13 protein-coding genes are annotated in these 16,609 nt (G+C 39.8%); 8 read left to right on the top strand and 5 right to left on the bottom strand.

The window, feature by feature from the left end; genetic code table 11:
* Positions 1-3: 3 nt before the first annotated feature.
* Positions 4-834: an OmpA family protein gene (locus ACW6QP_RS07835; RefSeq protein ID WP_457910308.1), complete on the bottom strand. Its 831-nt coding sequence runs from the start codon at positions 832-834 to the stop codon at positions 4-6.
* Between the two features lie 357 nt (positions 835-1,191).
* Here ACW6QP_RS07835 and ACW6QP_RS07830 point away from each other — a divergent pair, with 357 nt between their 5' ends.
* The 3 genes from ACW6QP_RS07830 to tamL all read left to right on the top strand — a co-directional run bounded on the left by ACW6QP_RS07830 (position 1,192) and on the right by tamL (position 9,365).
* Entirely contained in the window at positions 1,192-2,028 is an 837-nt protein-coding gene (locus ACW6QP_RS07830; protein WP_457910307.1) for a hypothetical protein, read from the top strand.
* A gap of 177 nt (positions 2,029-2,205) precedes the next feature.
* Complete coding sequence (locus tag ACW6QP_RS07825) at positions 2,206-7,092, top strand: translocation/assembly module TamB domain-containing protein (protein ID WP_457910306.1); 4,887 nt, start codon at positions 2,206-2,208, stop codon at positions 7,090-7,092.
* Entirely contained in the window at positions 7,089-9,365 is a 2,277-nt protein-coding gene (gene tamL, locus ACW6QP_RS07820) for a translocation and assembly module lipoprotein TamL (protein WP_457910305.1), read from the top strand. The genes ACW6QP_RS07825 and tamL overlap by 4 nt, the downstream gene beginning before the upstream one ends.
* Here the strand turns inward: tamL and upp are convergent.
* Positions 9,362-10,021 (bottom strand): uracil phosphoribosyltransferase, encoded by a 660-nt coding sequence (gene upp, locus ACW6QP_RS07815; RefSeq protein ID WP_457910304.1) that lies wholly within the window; start codon positions 10,019-10,021, stop codon positions 9,362-9,364. The two genes, tamL and upp, sit on opposite strands and share 4 nt — an antisense overlap.
* 119 nt (positions 10,022-10,140) lie before the next feature.
* On the opposite strand from upp, the gene ACW6QP_RS07810 reads away from it, so the two are divergent.
* From ACW6QP_RS07810 to ACW6QP_RS07800, 3 genes are all read left to right on the top strand, one after another.
* Positions 10,141-10,428 (top strand): SRPBCC domain-containing protein, encoded by a 288-nt coding sequence (locus ACW6QP_RS07810; protein ID WP_457910303.1) that lies wholly within the window; start codon positions 10,141-10,143, stop codon positions 10,426-10,428.
* 3 nt (positions 10,429-10,431) lie between these two features.
* Complete coding sequence (locus ACW6QP_RS07805; RefSeq protein ID WP_457910302.1) at positions 10,432-10,581, top strand: hypothetical protein; 150 nt, start codon at positions 10,432-10,434, stop codon at positions 10,579-10,581.
* Positions 10,582-10,962: 381 nt separating this feature from the next.
* Positions 10,963-11,589 carry a hypothetical protein gene (locus ACW6QP_RS07800; protein WP_457910301.1) on the top strand — a complete coding sequence of 209 codons (627 nt, stop codon included), beginning with the start codon at positions 10,963-10,965 and terminating at the stop codon, positions 11,587-11,589.
* Positions 11,590-11,670: 81 nt separating this feature from the next.
* On the opposite strand, the gene ACW6QP_RS07795 is transcribed toward ACW6QP_RS07800, so the two are convergent.
* The gene (locus ACW6QP_RS07795; protein ID WP_457910300.1) at positions 11,671-12,147 is read right to left on the bottom strand and encodes a ferritin-like domain-containing protein; all 477 of its coding nucleotides are present in this window, start codon (positions 12,145-12,147) and stop codon (positions 11,671-11,673) included.
* A gap of 152 nt (positions 12,148-12,299) precedes the next feature.
* Between ACW6QP_RS07795 and ACW6QP_RS07790 the strand changes: the two genes are divergently transcribed.
* Positions 12,300-12,761, top strand: coding sequence for a universal stress protein (locus ACW6QP_RS07790; RefSeq protein WP_457910299.1), 462 nt, complete (start codon positions 12,300-12,302; stop codon positions 12,759-12,761).
* Between the two features lie 401 nt (positions 12,762-13,162).
* On the top strand, positions 13,163-13,462 hold the full coding sequence (hpf, locus tag ACW6QP_RS07785; RefSeq protein WP_457910298.1) for a ribosome hibernation-promoting factor, HPF/YfiA family: 300 nt from the start codon (positions 13,163-13,165) through the stop codon (positions 13,460-13,462).
* Between the two features lie 73 nt (positions 13,463-13,535).
* On the opposite strand, the gene ACW6QP_RS07780 is transcribed toward hpf, so the two are convergent.
* Positions 13,536-15,542, bottom strand: coding sequence for an aconitate hydratase (locus ACW6QP_RS07780; RefSeq protein WP_457910297.1), 2,007 nt, complete (start codon positions 15,540-15,542; stop codon positions 13,536-13,538).
* 172 nt (positions 15,543-15,714) lie between these two features.
* The gene (locus tag ACW6QP_RS07775; RefSeq protein WP_457910296.1) at positions 15,715-16,440 is read right to left on the bottom strand and encodes a hypothetical protein; all 726 of its coding nucleotides are present in this window, start codon (positions 16,438-16,440) and stop codon (positions 15,715-15,717) included.
* Positions 16,441-16,609: the final 169 nt, after the last annotated feature.

Here is a 16,609-nt window from a genome sequence, read left to right as displayed (position 1 = left end):
ATATTATCCTTCAGAATCCATCATCGCAAAGAATTTATCCAGGTTTGGAATAATCACGATTCGGGTTCTTCTGTTTTTCGCCATATTTTCTTTGGAAGAGTTATCTACCAGCGGTTGGTAGCTACTTCTACCCGCTGCAATAAGTTTCGCGGGGTCTACATTATATTTGTCCTGAAGCAGTCTCACGATAGAAGTTGCTCTGCGCACACTAAGGTCCCAGTTATCTTGCAGGTAAGAACCTTCAACCATAGTACGGTCGTCGGTATGTCCTTCAACCATCACTTCCATAGCAGGTTCAGAATTGATCACCTCGGCAAGTTTTTTAAGTAGGGGTTGGGCATCTCTACTTACTCTATAACTTCCGGTTCCGAATAAAAGCTTGTCAGATACATTGATCATCACTACGGTTTTATCTACGGTAATATCGATATCTTCAGAATCTGCTCCTTCAGAAATAGAATTTTTCAAATTATAAGAAACAGCAAGGTTAATACTGTCTTCTAATGTCTCTGCCTGGGCTACTTCGTTAGGATCCATTTTGGCAAGGGTTGCTCTCATCTTCGCTTTGGAATTATTAGACATAGCTGTTACATCATTCAATTCCAACTTCTCATCATTCTCTTCTCTAAGAGAATTGATCTTGGCATTGTAATCGGCCACGCGCTCTTCAATTGCAGCATATTTTGCCTCAATTTCCTCTTTTTCTACCTGAGTTTTTTGCAGTGTGCTGCGCGTGTCATTGAGTTCATCCTCCAGGCTTACATACTTCTTTTTAGAAACACAGGAGGTTAACATAGCTGCTGCTAATACTGTTACGGTCAAAGTTCTTTTCATATCTGTAGTTTTTACTTTTATGACTCTGTTTTTAGATTTGGGTGGAGAGTCGCTTTTACTCAAGCCATATTAATGCCATGTGTAGATTAAAACAATCTTAAAAATGTGTCTCCAGACTGTTAAATGCTGAAAGGGCGTGGCTTGATAGAATTTTCATCTATAAATTCCGGAAGCAGTTACAGGTTTTCAAAGCGTGAAACTGTGGAACAGGCCCCCAAAAATGTGCAAATTCACCCCAAATATTTTTAGAAGGTCGTCAATTCTAAAATGGAACCTTGCAAAGAATAGGGGATATCCCAACCCCAAATTCCTGTTCTGTATTATTAACTTGAAAATCAACCTTTTAAAACCGATATTATGAAAAGAAAATGGAGTTTGATTTGGATTTTTGGGCTGTTTTTTGCCCTGGCTTTTGTTATTTCCTGTAACAATGATGATGATGTAAGCGATGATATCGACGATGTTACCGACGATATTAGCGATGATGTAGATGATATTACCGATGATGACAATGGTAACGGTACTGGCAATTCAGCGGTGCTAATTATTATAGATGATGACAGTATTGACAATGGAGATGAGCCTAATGATTTTTCAGAAGAAGACGTAAACGATGATATTTCTGAAATAGGGCAAAGACAAGAATTGCGATATTTTGCTGATAATACCGATGAAGAAATCACCCTTTACACCGGACAGGTAGGCGATGAAGGCTGGTTTGCCTTAACCTCTACTCCCACAGGATGGGATGCTGTAGGGCCATCTGAAAACGGTGCCCGCAATTATCTGGAAGCAGGGCCAGGACTGGGAGGAGATGAAGATGATGACCTGCTTGATGAAATTCCCGATGTTATTCCCTTAAGAGCTACAAGTTTGGCAATGCTTACAGGACAGGTGGTTATAGCCGTGGTTTATGATAGCGATGTAAGTATAAATTATGATCCGATTATCGCAAATTTACAGGGTGAAAATTTAGGGGTTGTTGCCTTTGAAGTTTTAGAAGTTACTGCCCGTACCGATGACTCAGATTCTGATCTCCCGGAGGTTAGGATTAAAATTCTCGACGCAGCCACCGTAATCGAACATACTATTTACCTGTTTTCAAACCCGGAGATTCCCGAGTCGTCTTCAGAACCTGAAGATGTAACTCCCCCGGAAGAAATTCCAGAAATTAGCCTGGAAGCTACTGAATAATGAGCTTTAACAGAATTTTATTGCTTTCTTACTTAGGCTTCAAAGAAGTATATCTTAAATTTGAGGGTAATTCTCCTGAATTTGGAAAAACAGCCTAAAAAAAAGCAAAAATTTATATTCTTAAGAATCCTCGCAAAAATCTTTGCGGGGTTTCTTATTTTTATAATCCTGCTCCTTTTGTTTATTCGAAGTCCCTGGGGGCAGAACCTAATTGTAGATAAATTCACCTCCAATATCTCCAAAAAAACTCAAACCCGGGTAGAGGTAGGGCGGCTATTTATCACTTTTTCCGGAAATATTTCACTTGAAGATGTTTTCCTGGAAGATAAAAAAGGAGATACCCTTTTATACTCCAAATATCTTGAAGTCGATTTACCGCTGTGGCCTATCATAAGAGGAGAACCTATACATTTAAGACAGCTGGAGTGGGAAGATGCCGTTGCAAATATTACTAGAAAAGATAGTATAGAAGGTTTTAATTTTCAATTTCTTCTGGACGCCATAGTTACTCAGGATACTACGCAAACTCAGGCTTCAACCGACACCACCTCGACACAGGATTTTAGATTGGGTAAATTTTCACTTCGAAATATTAAACTTCGCTATAAGGATGGGTTAAGTGGAATAGATGCCGATTTAAATGTTGGAAATATTGAAACCGATATGACTCAAACTGAGTTAGGTGAAATGAAGTTGAGTTTTGACCAAACCATCATTGAAAACAGTATTGTAGTTTTACAACAATTTGAAGCCCCAACTAATGAGGAGAGTGAGAGTCCGCTTCCGGTTTTAAGATCGAACAAACTGGAAATTTCTAATCTCCTATTAGATTATAATTCCCAACCCGATTCGCTTTCCTTTAAAGGCAATTTTCAAAATGCAAACCTGCAGGATCTACTCGTAGATCTTCCTGAGAAATTTTACGAAATTCAGGACCTGGAGATGAGCAATTCAGACCTGGCGGTAAATATGCTGGTGAATAAAGAGCAGGCACCAAAACCTGTTTCAGACAGTATTCCCTGGCCAGATTTAGGACTTAAAATCAACAAAATCAACCTGCAAAATAACAGCTTTCTGCTTACCGAAAATAGCGCGCAGGCCGAAAGCGGGAAATTTAACCCCGCAGCTATTGAATTGAAGAATTTGAATCTTTTAGCTGATAATCTAGAGGTATCCCAATTCTCGGCCCTTGCCAGTATTGATTCTTTAAGTTTCCAGGAAACTTCAGGTTTAAATCTCCAAAATTTAAGTGGGAAGCTATTGCTGAATGACGATAAAACTGAAATTGACAACTTAAATTTAAACTTAAACAATAACAGCTTAAACGGCTATATTTTAGCCGACTACAACACTTTACAGGATTTCATAAATCATAATAAAGCCAGCCTGGAATTAGACCTGTCCCCAATAGTAATAGATATCAGGGATTTGTTTTTCTTTCAGCCAGAGTTAAGGCAGGATCCTTATATGGCAGCTCTTTCAAAAAGTTTGCTGAGGGGAAATTTAAAAGCCAGGGGGAGTATGGAAGAGCTTCAGTTGCATACGGCGAATTTTAGCTGGGCCAATTCCAGGCTAAGTACTTCCGGAAATTTAAGCAATCTATCAGATCTTGAAAATTTAGGCTTTTCTCTTCCGCAAATCAACTTCAGCAGCAGCCGAAATGACCTTTTAAATTTTGTATCGGAAGAAGATTTAGGAATAAAACTTCCGCAAAAAATAGAATTTCAGGGAAATTTATTCGGAAACCTGGACAATCTTCAAAGTAAAGGAGACTTGCAAAGCAGCCTGGGCCAGATCGTCTACGATGGCGAGTTGCAGTCAGCTAAGGGTATAGGCTTTAGCGCCAATATGGAAAGCAAAGACTTCAATCTGGGAGAATTATTACAAAACGAAAGCCTCGGAAGATTAAATCTGGAAATTTCTGCAAGCGGGAATGGTACAGACATTAATTCCCTCGATGCCGAAGTAGAAGCTATGCTTCACAGTTTTACATATAATGATTATGAAATCAAAGACTTGCCTCTAAATTTGGAGATTGAAAATGGAAAAGGCCCGTTTTCAACTTCCTTTAAAGACGAAAACCTGGATTTGGCACTGAATGGTTTAATTACTTTAGATTCGGTAGCGCCGGCGGCTGAAATAAACCTGGATTTAAAAGGAGCCAATCTACAGGCCCTTGGCTTAACCCGAAGAAATATTAGAACCGCTTTTCAACTGAATGGGAAATTTAAAGGAAACGCCAGTTCCTATGATTTGGAGGCTGGTTTCACCGATGTTATCGCGGTTTATGATGAGTCGCCCTATTTCTCAGGCGATATAGATATCATGACCCACGTTACCCCCGATACTACATACCTTGAAATCGAAAACCCCATTCTTAATCTCAAACTGGAGTCGAATGCAGACCCTGTAGGCTTTGCTGATGCTTTGGTAGAACATTACCGCAGCTATTTAACTGAAGTTGAAAGAGACACCACCGTACCCCCGGTGAATATGAAATTAAGGGCTCAAATACGAAATTCGCCATTTATCAATGAAGTTTTCATCACTCAACTGGAAGAGTTAGATACCGTTTCTATCGCTGTAGATTTTAGCCAGGAAAATCGTGAATTGATGGCCGATATAGACCTGCCGCGAATTAAATACGCCAATAATGTGATAGATAGCCTGGTGTTTAACCTGGATTCGAATGCTGAAAAATTTGAATTTGATCTGGGTTTCAACTCGATTGAAGGTGGACCTATAGCTATCCAGAATACCTCTGTTGAGGGTAGAGTAGAGGATGAAAGCCTTTTCCTGGATTTTATCGCGCACCGGCAGGACTCGGTATTAGTGCACGTAATGACTCATACCCGCAGGGAAAATGAGGAAGTAATTATAAGTCTGGATCCTTCTGAATTGATTTTAAATGGTGGCCGCTGGGATGTAGATCCTGAAAACATTATAACTTTTCAGGAAACCAATATCGCATTTGAAGCTTTTAAACTCACCAGAAATCAACAATTGGTAGAACTCGATAATATTTCGGGAGAAACAGAAAAGGAGCATATAGCCTTAAAATTTGAAAATTTCAGGCTGGCAAATATCTTCAGCTATTTTAATCCTGAAGTAGAACTGGCCACCGGTCGAATGAACGGCAAGCTGGTAGTTGAAGAGCCCATTACCAATGCAGCCCTCCTGGCAGCTTTGGAAGTAAGGGATTTTCACGTTTTGGAAGCGCCTCTCGGAGTTTTAAGAATGAATGCCGAAGCCCTGGGCAATGCGAATTACGACTTTGGCCTTAGTTTAAAAGAAGGCGATGCCGACCTGGACTTAACAGGGGTTTACCGGGCCGATGAAGTGGCTAATGAACTGGATTTAGATCTTCAGCTAAATCAGCTTAAATTATCGGTAATAGAGCATTTTTCAATGGGGGAAATCTCCAATGCCTCGGGAAGTCTGAATGGGAATATGAAAATTACCGGGACTACAGCACAACCCGAATATTCAGGAGAATTCAACTTTAATAATGCCGATTTTAAAATTGAACAATTAAATGCCGCATTTAAGCTTAACCAGGAAAGCATTTCACTGGATAATGCCGGTATTTATCTGAAAAATTTTACCATTCGCGATGTAGAGAATAACAGCTTTGTGCTCAACGGTGAAATTTTAACCGAATCTTACCTAAACCCCAAATTTGACTTAAGCCTGGAGGCTAACAATTTCACCGCTCTAGACGCTGAAGAAGGCGATAATGAATTTGTATACGGGAAGGCGAATTTTGATATGAACGCCAAAATTACCGGCGACCTCAATTTACCCAGAATAGACGGCAGGATAAAGGTGAATAAAGGCACCAACCTTACGTATATCATGCCAGGCAGTGAATTGGAAATGATGGAGCGCGATGGAATAGTACGCTTTGTAAACCGCGAAAATCCCGATGATATATTAACCGGGAATACTCAGGAGGAAACCGCTGTGCTAAGAGGAATGATTTTAAACTCCCGCATAGAAATAGAAGAAGGAGCAATTTTCACTCTTTTAATCGATGAGCAAACCGGCGATAATTTTCGGGTAAATGGAAGTGCAGATCTTATTTTCAATATTGCCGCCAATGGGCGAACCAATCTTTCTGGGCGTTATGTTATAAAAGATGGTCATTATGAAATGAATCTTTATGAACTCGTAAACCGTCGCTTCGATCTGGTTGAAGGCAGCAACATTAGCTGGTCTGGAGATCCTATGGATGCCAACCTGGACATCACGGCGGTGTATAGAGTAGAAACTTCGGCAAGTTCTCTCATGGCTTCTCAGCTGGCAGGAAGCAGCCGGGATATGAGCGCCCGTTTTATGCAGGAATTACCGTTTTTAGTATACTTAAATGTTGATGGTGAATTGATGCAACCGGTGCTAAGTTTCGGTTTAGATATGCCTGAAGCTGAACAGGGTGCTATTGGTGGCCAGGTTTACGGCAGAGTGCAGCAACTGAATCAGCAGGAAGAAGAACTCAATAAACAGGTATTTTCACTTTTGGTTTTAAACCGATTCTTTCCTGAAGGAGGTACTGACGGGAGCAGAGGAGGGGCAGCAGCCATTGCCCGGGATAATTTAAACCAGGCCCTTTCAGACCAGTTAAACCGTTTTTCAGACCAGATTATGGGCGACTCGGGTATTGAGTTGAATTTTGGAGTAGACAGCTTTACCGATTACCAGGGAGAAAGCCCACAGGAACGAACCACACTTGATGTTACTGCTCAAAAACGACTTATGGACGATCGTTTAATTGTAAGTGTAGGTAGCGAATTTGATGTTCAGGGATCGAATCCAACAGGAGAAAGACCACCGATGTTCGGCAATGTAAGTTTGGAATACTTGCTAACCGAAAATGGCAGATTCAGGCTTAAAGGTTTCCGAAGAAATCTTTTTGAAAATGTGATCGATGGCCAGATTATCGTAAACGGAATCGCCCTGATCTTTACCCGCGAATTCAATAAATTCAAAGAACTTTTTGAAAAGGCAGTAATTGAGGAAACCGAACAAAACGTAGGAGAAGAAGTAAAAGAAGAAACCGAAGAATGAAAAGAAAATTCACCATAAGCCGATTCCTGTTTTTGTTCATTTTAGGACTTATATTTTATTCCTGTAATGTCAAAAGATATATTCCTGATGACGAGTTGCTCTATACGGGAGCCGATTTAGAATTAAACTCGCCCGATAGCATTCCTGCTCAAAAACGAATTAAGGAAGATGTAGAAGCCGTACTTCGGCCAAAACCCAATTCCAAATTTTTAGGAAGCCGCATTGGGCTTTGGAGTTATTATAAGAATCAGCAGGAAAAACCCGGTTTTATAAACAAATTCATCTATGATAAATTTGGGGAAAAACCGGTGTATGCCTCAGATGTAGATTTACAACAAACCCGGGATCTCATCAATAACAGGTTAGAGAACCGGGGTTATTTTTATAGCCAGATTCAGGCTGAGATTCAGGAAGACTCTGCAGCAAAAACCGCCAGGTCAAGGTATGAAGTATACCTAAGCCCGCCTTATCGCCTAGAAAATTTTCAGGTAGATGGAGACTCCTTAAAAATTCAGGACCTGATAAGAACAAGTTTTGATGAAAGCTATATTGAGAAAGATATGCGTTTCGATCTGGTAGTTTTAAAAGCTGAAAGGGAGCGCATTGACAGATATTTAAAGAAAAGGGGATATTATAATTTCAATCATTCGTTTTTAATTTTTGAAACAGATACCAATCAATACAACAATAAAAAATTTGACCTTTTTCTTCAGCTAAAAGATGAAGTGCCCGAAGAAGCTTTAATTCCCTATGAGATTGAGGAAGTAAATATTTATGCCAATTATGGTCTCGAGGATGAAGATACTCCTAAAGATAGCATTCGCTATGAAAACAAAAATTTCATCCAAAATCCTGAGTATTTCAAACCTAAATACCTGGAACCTTATGTATTGATCGATGAAGGAGATCATTATAATCCTGAAGTTTCCAGAAATACCAGCCGTAGGTTGGGAACTATAGGGGCCTACAGATTTGTAAATATTAGGTACGATGAGCTGGAAACCAACGACAGCATAGGAAAACTGGCAGCCAACATCTATTTATCACCCTTAAAGAAAAGATCAATTAGAGCAGAATTACAGGGGGTCACAAAATCCAATAATTTTGCAGGGCCGGCTCTGGCACTTACTTTTACCAATCGAAACTTATTTAAAGGGGGAGAAACACTTAATATTTCAGCCAAGCTCGGCTATGAAAGGCAAATTGCAGGCGGGCCACAGAGCGGCTTAAGCAGTACCCAATTAGGTTTTGAATCTGATCTTATCTTTCCCCGAATGCTCTTTCCTGTTTCTATAGATGATGATGTTTGGTTTGAATATGCAATTCCTAAAACAAGAATTGGTCTTGGTGCAGAGTATTTAAACCGCACCCAGCTTTTCAGTTTAATCTCGGCTTCTTCCAGGTTTGGGTATATGTGGGAAGCCAATCGTTACGTCACCCACGAATTAAATCCAATTTCACTAAACTATGTGCGCCTGGCCAATGTCACCCAGGAATTTCAGGATATTCTGGATGTTAATCCATTTCTGGAAAACAGTTTTAACCAAAGGTTTATCTCAGGCCTAACTTATTCATTCACTTATAACGGGCATAGAGATTCCCGCAGAAAACATCAGTTTTTTATACAGTCTACTCTTGATGTCGCAGGTAACAGCCTGGATCTTTTAAGCAATTCGGATGGAGGGAGGCCCAGAACCATTTTTGGCCAGGAGTATGCCCAGTATGCCAAGGCCGATGTAGATTTTAGATACCACCTAAGAATTCAGGGCGAACATAAAATCGCCACAAGATTATTTGGCGGCTACGGGCTGGCTTATGGAAATTCAGAAGTTTTGCCCTTTGTTAAGCAATATTTTAGTGGCGGGCCTTATAGTGTAAGAGCCTTTAGGATAAGATCTCTGGGGCCGGGTACTTATAATCCCAATCCTGAAGATATTGGCTTTTTTGATCAATCGGGAAATATTAGACTGGAAGCCAATGCCGAATATCGCTTCCCAATCTATTCATTTCTGAAAGGAGCGGTATTTGTAGACGCCGGGAATGTGTGGAACAGCAAGCAAATAGATAATTTGCCCGGAGGGAAATTCAGTTCAGATTTTATAAATGAATTTGGAATTGGCGGTGGTGCCGGCCTTCGAATCGACATTCAAAGTTTTGTAATTCGCTTCGACCTGGCGGCTCCCTTTCACGATCCAAGATTACCCAGAGGAGGGCGCTGGACCTTTGATATAGGCAGCCCAATTTTCAACTTTGCTATAGGATACCCGTTTTAATGTTGCATTTTACCTCCAAAACAAAGATCCCCGGCATCTCCCAGGCCGGGTACTATATATCCCTTCTCATCAAGTTTCTCATCTATGGTCGCAATCCATAATTGAGTGTCTTTAGGAAATTCATCGGCAACATGTTCAATACCTTCACGGGCTCCAATTACAGAAACCAGGTGTATTTGTTTTGGTGTTCCCATAGTTTTAAGGGCTCCCATCACATTTACAAAAGACCGGCCGGTGGCCAGCATCGGGTCGGCAAGGATAAAGGTTTTATTCTCCAGAGAAGGTGAAGCCAGGTATTCTACGATAATTTCAAATTCTTCATCATTATTGGGATGATGTCTATAGGCAGAAATAAACGAATTTTCTGCATCATCAAAGTAATTCAATAAGCCATTATGTAATGGCAGTCCAGCCCTTAAAATAGAGCATAATACAATCTCATTCTGGGGAAGCGCGATTTTTGAAGTTCCCAGCGGACTAAGAACTTCTTTTTCAGAAAAATTAAGCTGTTTGCTCAGTTCGTAGCCCAGGATTTCACCCAGTCGCTCAATATTTCTCCGGAAACGCAACCTATCGGTCTGTACCGATTTATCTCTAAGTTGAGCCACGAATTTGTTGGCTATAGAATTTTTCTCCAATAGATGATTTACCTGCATAGCTTTAATTTGAGACAAAGATAATTATTGTTTGCCGATTATAAGCCAGGTACTCATTTTGCTGAAAATTAAGCAAATACAGAATTCATCTCAAATTTGATTTAATTAACTTTACGATTATGGAATCTAAAATTTATCAAATTAGAATAAGGGCCTCCCTGGAGAAAGTCTGGGACTGTCTTTGGAATGATGAAACCTATAGAAAATGGACTGCAGTCTTTAGCCCTGGTTCCAGGGCAGAAACCGATTGGCAGGAGGGAAGCCATATCTATTTTCTGAATGGTGAAAACCAAGGCATGATTTCTAAAATTCAGAAGAAAAAAGCACGCGAACTTATGATCTTTAAGCATTTGGGAATTATAGATAAAAATGGAAAAGAAGAACTGGATTCCAAAAAAGTTGAATAGTGGATGGGTGCTTATGAGACTTACAGACTAAAACCTATTCCAAATGGAACCTTGCTGGAAGTTGAAATGCACCTCGGTGAAGATCATCTGGATTCTTTTGATAAAACCTGGCCAAAGGCCTTGAAAATATTAAAAAAACTGGCTGAACAATAAAAGATAAAAGTGTCGGTGCTGGTTAATGCCCCAGGCGAAAAGCTTTGGAAAAATTATACACCACCCGGGCGCATCACTCAATGGAATCACAAGCTGGAAGATGGGAGGGAAGTAGAAGTTTTTTAGTGAAAACGGGCAGGGGGGTTAATCGAGCAGGAATTTGATCCCGAAACCAGTCATAGTCTTGAAATGCAGAAAAACGGCTGGCTGGCGATTTTACATAGTTTTAAAAAGTATACCGAATCGCATTAATCGATTTTTGGCCAAATTGAAAGACATTTTATTTCCCCGTAAAAACAACATCGGGCAGAGCTTGCAAAAATTTTAATGTTTATGAATTTGGCGGTATTTTTGATGTTTAGTTGCTGAATATTTTAAAGTATGAAAAATCTATTACTTCTTCTCATAATTTCTTTACTGGGTATTTTTACTGCTACAGCACAGATAGAAATTCCGCGTAGCACCAATACAGGCAGCCTTCTCAAGGCTGAACCCGAGAATAATTCTGCATTTCCTTCGCTGAAATTAAAAGAAGAAAAAACCAAAGACAGCAGGTTTTTAAAGGAGAAAGAGAAAACAATAGATTTCCGCGAAACTCCTCACGATATGGAAACTGCCGGAGATGTGGTGGCCAAAAAGTGGAAAAAAGACGCTGAAGCTAAAGCCGAATATAAAAATGACCAGTATCTGGGGGATATTAAAACCGGAGGAAAATTTGTAGAAGTATACTGCCGGGATCACCAAAGTGTAGATGGCGATAAGGTGAGAATCCTGGTAAATGGCAAGGTGGTTGAAAATAGTGTAACCTTAACCGGTGGATATACCCCGATTTTGGTGGTTCTGGAAGAAGGTTTTAATAATATTGAATTTGAAGCATTAAACCAGGGCGCTTCAGGTCCAAATACTGCCGAACTAAAGGTGTTGGATGAAGACGGGAAACTGGTAGTGGCTAAAGAATGGAATTTGCTTACCGGGGCAAAAGCAAGTTTAATCGTGGTAAAACAGTAGCTATAAACTCCAGCTTAAAAGAAATAAAAAAACCCCGCCTTATGGGAAATTAAGGCGGGGTTTTTTTATAGCTAAGCTTTATTAGTCGGCTAAATCTTCCATTCGTTTAATGGTTTGCACGGTATCCCGTATTTTTTCAAGTTGGGCTCTTAGCATATTTTCAGTATCGGGCGAAAATTTAGTGTTCTTCAATTTATTTTCATATTCTTTGATACTGGCTTTTTCTCCACGAATACATTCTTCGAGCATCGACTCATCATCATTTTTGGTGAACATGGCTTTAAAATCCATCCAGGCGCGGTGAAGATCGCCCACTGTACTCCCTGAATCTTTGGGTCGTACATTTATGGCGTGCATTGCCTTATCGATTTCGGTAGCAAAATGATTGCGCATTACTGCCTGTTCCTTAAAAAATCGCTTTAAATTAGGGCTGTCGGCATCTTCAATGGCCTTGCGGTATCCCTTTTCAGCATCATAATTTTTTTCCAATAATTCCTGAAGGCTGTTTGCTCTTTCCTTATGGGTAGCCTCTTTTGCGGCTTCTCTTGTAGTTTTCATAACTTATTGTTTTAGTATTAGTTAAGCTTTATAAAGATAACCAGAATGCCGTGTATTTCGAAATGATTAATATCATTTTTAGATAGTTTAGATTCTCTATAACATTCTCGATAAGCGCAGATTTTTGTACATTTAAGTAAAGGAGGCATATTATGAACAAAATAATTATCGCAATAGATTATCATCCAACTTCAGAACTTGTTGCAAAAGCAGGTTATGAGCTGGCTAATAAATTAGGAGCGCGGGTTGGATTAATCCACGTGCTGGCCGATGTAAGGTACTATGGGCTAAACCATCCCACAATACTGGGGTATGAAGGTTATGACGAAAATATGCTTGATCTTAATATTGAAAGTGAATTACGACAAATGGCAGAGGATTTTCTGGAAACTGCCGCAAAAAATTTACAGGATCCAACTATAAGTACCAGGTTAGCCGAGGGAGATGCCGCCACGGCAATTATGGAATATGCAGATGAATGTGATGCCTCAATGATTATAATGGGAACGCATAGCCACTCATTTTTAGAAAAGCTATTAATGGGTACCACAGCTTCGAGAATTATTGAACGAACTAAAATTCCTGTGTATTTGGTTCCGGTCAAAAAAGACTAATACAAAAACTAAGGGTTTTTCGGGGTTTTATAATAAATCTGTAAGGATTAATTTAGATAGCGAAAGCCCAGGAGAAGAAAATAGTTTTTCATAACACTTTAGCTAAATCATTCCCTAAGTTTTTTTCTTCTGAGTCATCATATAAGCATCGGCGTTTATTCTCCGGTGCTTATTTATTACTATAAACAAATGAACCATAATTTATATTATGTAAAATAGAAATTTACTGAAGCTAGATCCTTTAGTATAAAGAGTTTGTAGATTTTGTCATAAAAATAACCCCCTATCCATCGATTACCCCATATTCCAAATACTCTGCTAAATTTCTCCCAAGATTTGATTAACGAGCTTGACTATATTTGAAAAATTGGGTTAATTCGTTTTCAACAAAAATCTTATTTATGGAAACCAACTTTGAATTTGTACAAATCGATAAAAGTGAAAGTCTACAGGATTTCACACAAAAAAAATTAAACAAATTAGAGCAAAAATATGACTGGATTGTAAGAGCTCAAATTTTCTTCAAACGAGAGGAAAATCAAAATCCTAAGGGTTATATCTGCAATATCAAATTAAGCGCCCCCGGTCCGCAGATTTTTGCAGAATCTAACGAAGAATCTTATGAGGCGGCTACAGCAGAAACAATTAGAGATTTAGACAGGCAACTTCAAAAGCGTAAAGCTAAAATGACTGCCCATTAAAAAATGCTTTTTCTTTAATAGAATAGCCCCGGTCTTTCGGCCGAGGCTATTTTTTTAAAAAGAATTCTGTTTATTAATTCTCCTGGATTGTTTCATCTTCTCCCAATTCATTCTCTTCAATTCGCTCCTTGAATTCGTTTATAATACCTCCCTTCAGCAGAATATTGATTTGACGATCACTCATACTGTGTTTGGTCTCGAAACGAATCTTATCTCCATTGGGTTTTCTTACAATCACCCTGATGTTATTTCTATGCCTTATATCCTCTCTTAAGTTTTTGAAAGTAATTATATCTCCCTGATCGATTTTTTCATAATCGGTGATATCGAGAAATTCAAGTGGCAATATTCCAAAATTCACCAGGTTCTGCCAGGCAATACGGGCATATGAATTAGCGATTACAGCTACCTGACCCAAATATTTGGGAGCGATGGCTGCATGTTCCCTACTACTCCCCTGCGCATAATTATCTTTGGCTACCACGATATGGCCTCCGTGCTCCTGTTTGGATGCCATTGCTCTATCATAGAAGGACTCATCGATAACACTGAATGAAAATTTACTGATTTCAGGTAAATTACTTCTGAAGGGTAAAACTTCAGCCCCGGCTTTCAGGATTTCATCGGTCGAGATATTATCTCCCATTTTTAACAATACCGGTACGCTATAGTGATCCTGCATAGGTTCGATATACGGCAGGGATTTAATATTGGGTCCTTTTTGTAATTCTACCTTTTCGCCATCATCTGGAGGAGCCACCAACATATCGGTATTAATGATTTCGAATTCAGGATACTCAAATTTAGGATATTCCATTCCGTAGATCTTTTCCAGGTCTCTGGGATCGGTGATTTTACCGGTTAACGCACTTGCTGCCGCGGTTTCCGGGCTACAGAGGTGCACCTTATCATCTTTCGTACCTGAACGATCGGGGAAGTTTCTCGGCATCGTTCTTAAGCTGATAGTGCCCGAAGCCGGGGCCTGGCCCATTCCTATACAACCCATACAACCCGATTGGTGAAAACGGGCTCCGGCTTTTATAAGGTTGGCAAAAGCCCTATTATCGATCATATTCTGAATCATCTGCCTGGAAGTTGGATTGATATCAAATGATACATCACTGCTCACCGATTTATCCTGCACGATAGCTCCTGCAATCCAAAAATCTCTTAAGCCGGGATTTGCAGAAGATCCTATCACCACCTGGCTTATCTCTTTGCCTTCCACTTCCCTAACCGGCACCACATTTCCGGGACTTGTGGGTAATGCGATTAAAGGAACCAGTTCATCCAGAACAATTTCTTCGTGTAAATCGTATTCACATCCCTCATCGGCTACTAATTCTGTCCAGTCATCTTCTCTTTGCTGTGATTTTAAAAATCGTCTGGTTTCTTCATCGCTGGGAAATACTGTGGTGGTTGCTCCCAATTCTGCTCCCATATTTGCAATTACATGCCTGTCCATCGCGCTGAGATTTTTCAATCCGTCGCCATAATATTCTATGATTTTGCCAACTCCCCCCTTAACGTCGTGACGGCGAAGCATTTCTAAAATCACATCTTTGGCACTAACCCAGGCCGGAAGTTTACCGGTTAATTTAACTCCCCATACCTGTGGCATTTTCACAAAATAAGGCTGGCCGGCAATGGCGGCTGCAACATCAAGGCCACCGGTTCCAATGGCCAACATTCCCAAAGATCCTGCCGCGGGAGTATGACTATCAGATCCTACCATTGTTTTTCCCGGTTTTCCAAACCTTTCCATATGCACAGGATGACTTACTCCATTCCCTGGCCGGCTATACCAGAGCCCAAATTTTTGTGCAGCAGATAACAGGAATAAGTGGTCATCGGCATTTTTAAAATCGGTTTGTAAGAGATTGTGATCTACATATTGTACTGCAACTTCGGTTTGGGCTTTTTTTAATCCCATAGCCTCCAATTCGAGTTGCACAAGAGTTCCTGTTGCATCCTGTAAAAGAGCCTGGTCTATTTTTATCCCAATTTCAGTTCCTGGGGTCATTTCACCTTTAAGGAGGTGATTCTTAATTAATTTTTGCGTGACGTTTAATTTCGACATAGTTGGTTACTTTTTCTTTTAAAGTAATGAAATTCATAGGTTTTAAAGGCCTGTTTAACATTACCTTAAAAACTTAAATAAAAAAAGCTGCCCGAAAAGCCCTTTAACAATAGGCTAATGTGAGCCTACTATTAAAACCACTTTTGAAGCAGCTGATTTTTAAAAAAATAGTTTAGGAGGAGGTGCTGCGACTTAGAGCTGAAATAATATCGATCTGTGCTCCTTCTTCCAGGTTAAATGCGGGTTTACCCTTCCGCGGAAATAAATAGGCAAATGGCTCTTTAAAAGCACTCCAGCTTTCAGCAAGACCATAATCATCATTTTTATGAGACATCTCCGGTCTTTTGAAAGTGTTCAAATCTGAATCATAAGCCGAGCCCTCTGCATCATCTCCGGGAAACAACATTCCATCATTCCAGTCGCTATGTACAATTACCGATGCTCCCCCATTCCCGGGAAGATCAAAAACCTTTAAGCCAAAATTCTTTAATAGAGTTTCTTTAGCTGTGATATCTTTGGTTTTAAACGGATCTTTGAAATTATTTCTTGGATGGGCAAAAATGGGTGCGCCCCCTGCATCTTCTGAAATTGTTTTTAGATCGGCATAGGCATCTTTTATAATCCCATCGCAGGTCAAAAGAATACCTTTAATTTTATAACCATCATTCAACAGGCGTTTCACAGCGTCTTTAGAAGATTTCTCAACGACATCGATAAGGATAATATCCTGTCTGTTTATATGTCTTAGGGCATATCCCTGGTTGAATTTGCCGTCTTTTTCTTCTCCTTTTATAATAAATGTATCGGGAATTAGTTTTAGGAATTTTCCGGTTTCTCCCTGCTCAATAAATTCAGCACTCTGGCTGTGCAACACCTGCATTTTATCAACGGTCTTCATAAATTATTGGGTTTTAAATTAGTTCCTATGAAGATACCAAAAAGCCAAAGATCACCAAAACCCCAACCTGGGCTTTAACGCGTTTTAGCACTTAATTAACGCAATGGTTTCAGGACTGTATATAAACAAAAAAGTCCCGGATTTTTCCGGGACTTCAATGTTCACAGCT

It is taken from the genome of Salegentibacter haimaensis (genome assembly GCF_054121495.1).
Note: the sequence above shows the minus strand (reverse complement) of the source record. Positions and strands in the feature narration are given on the sequence as shown.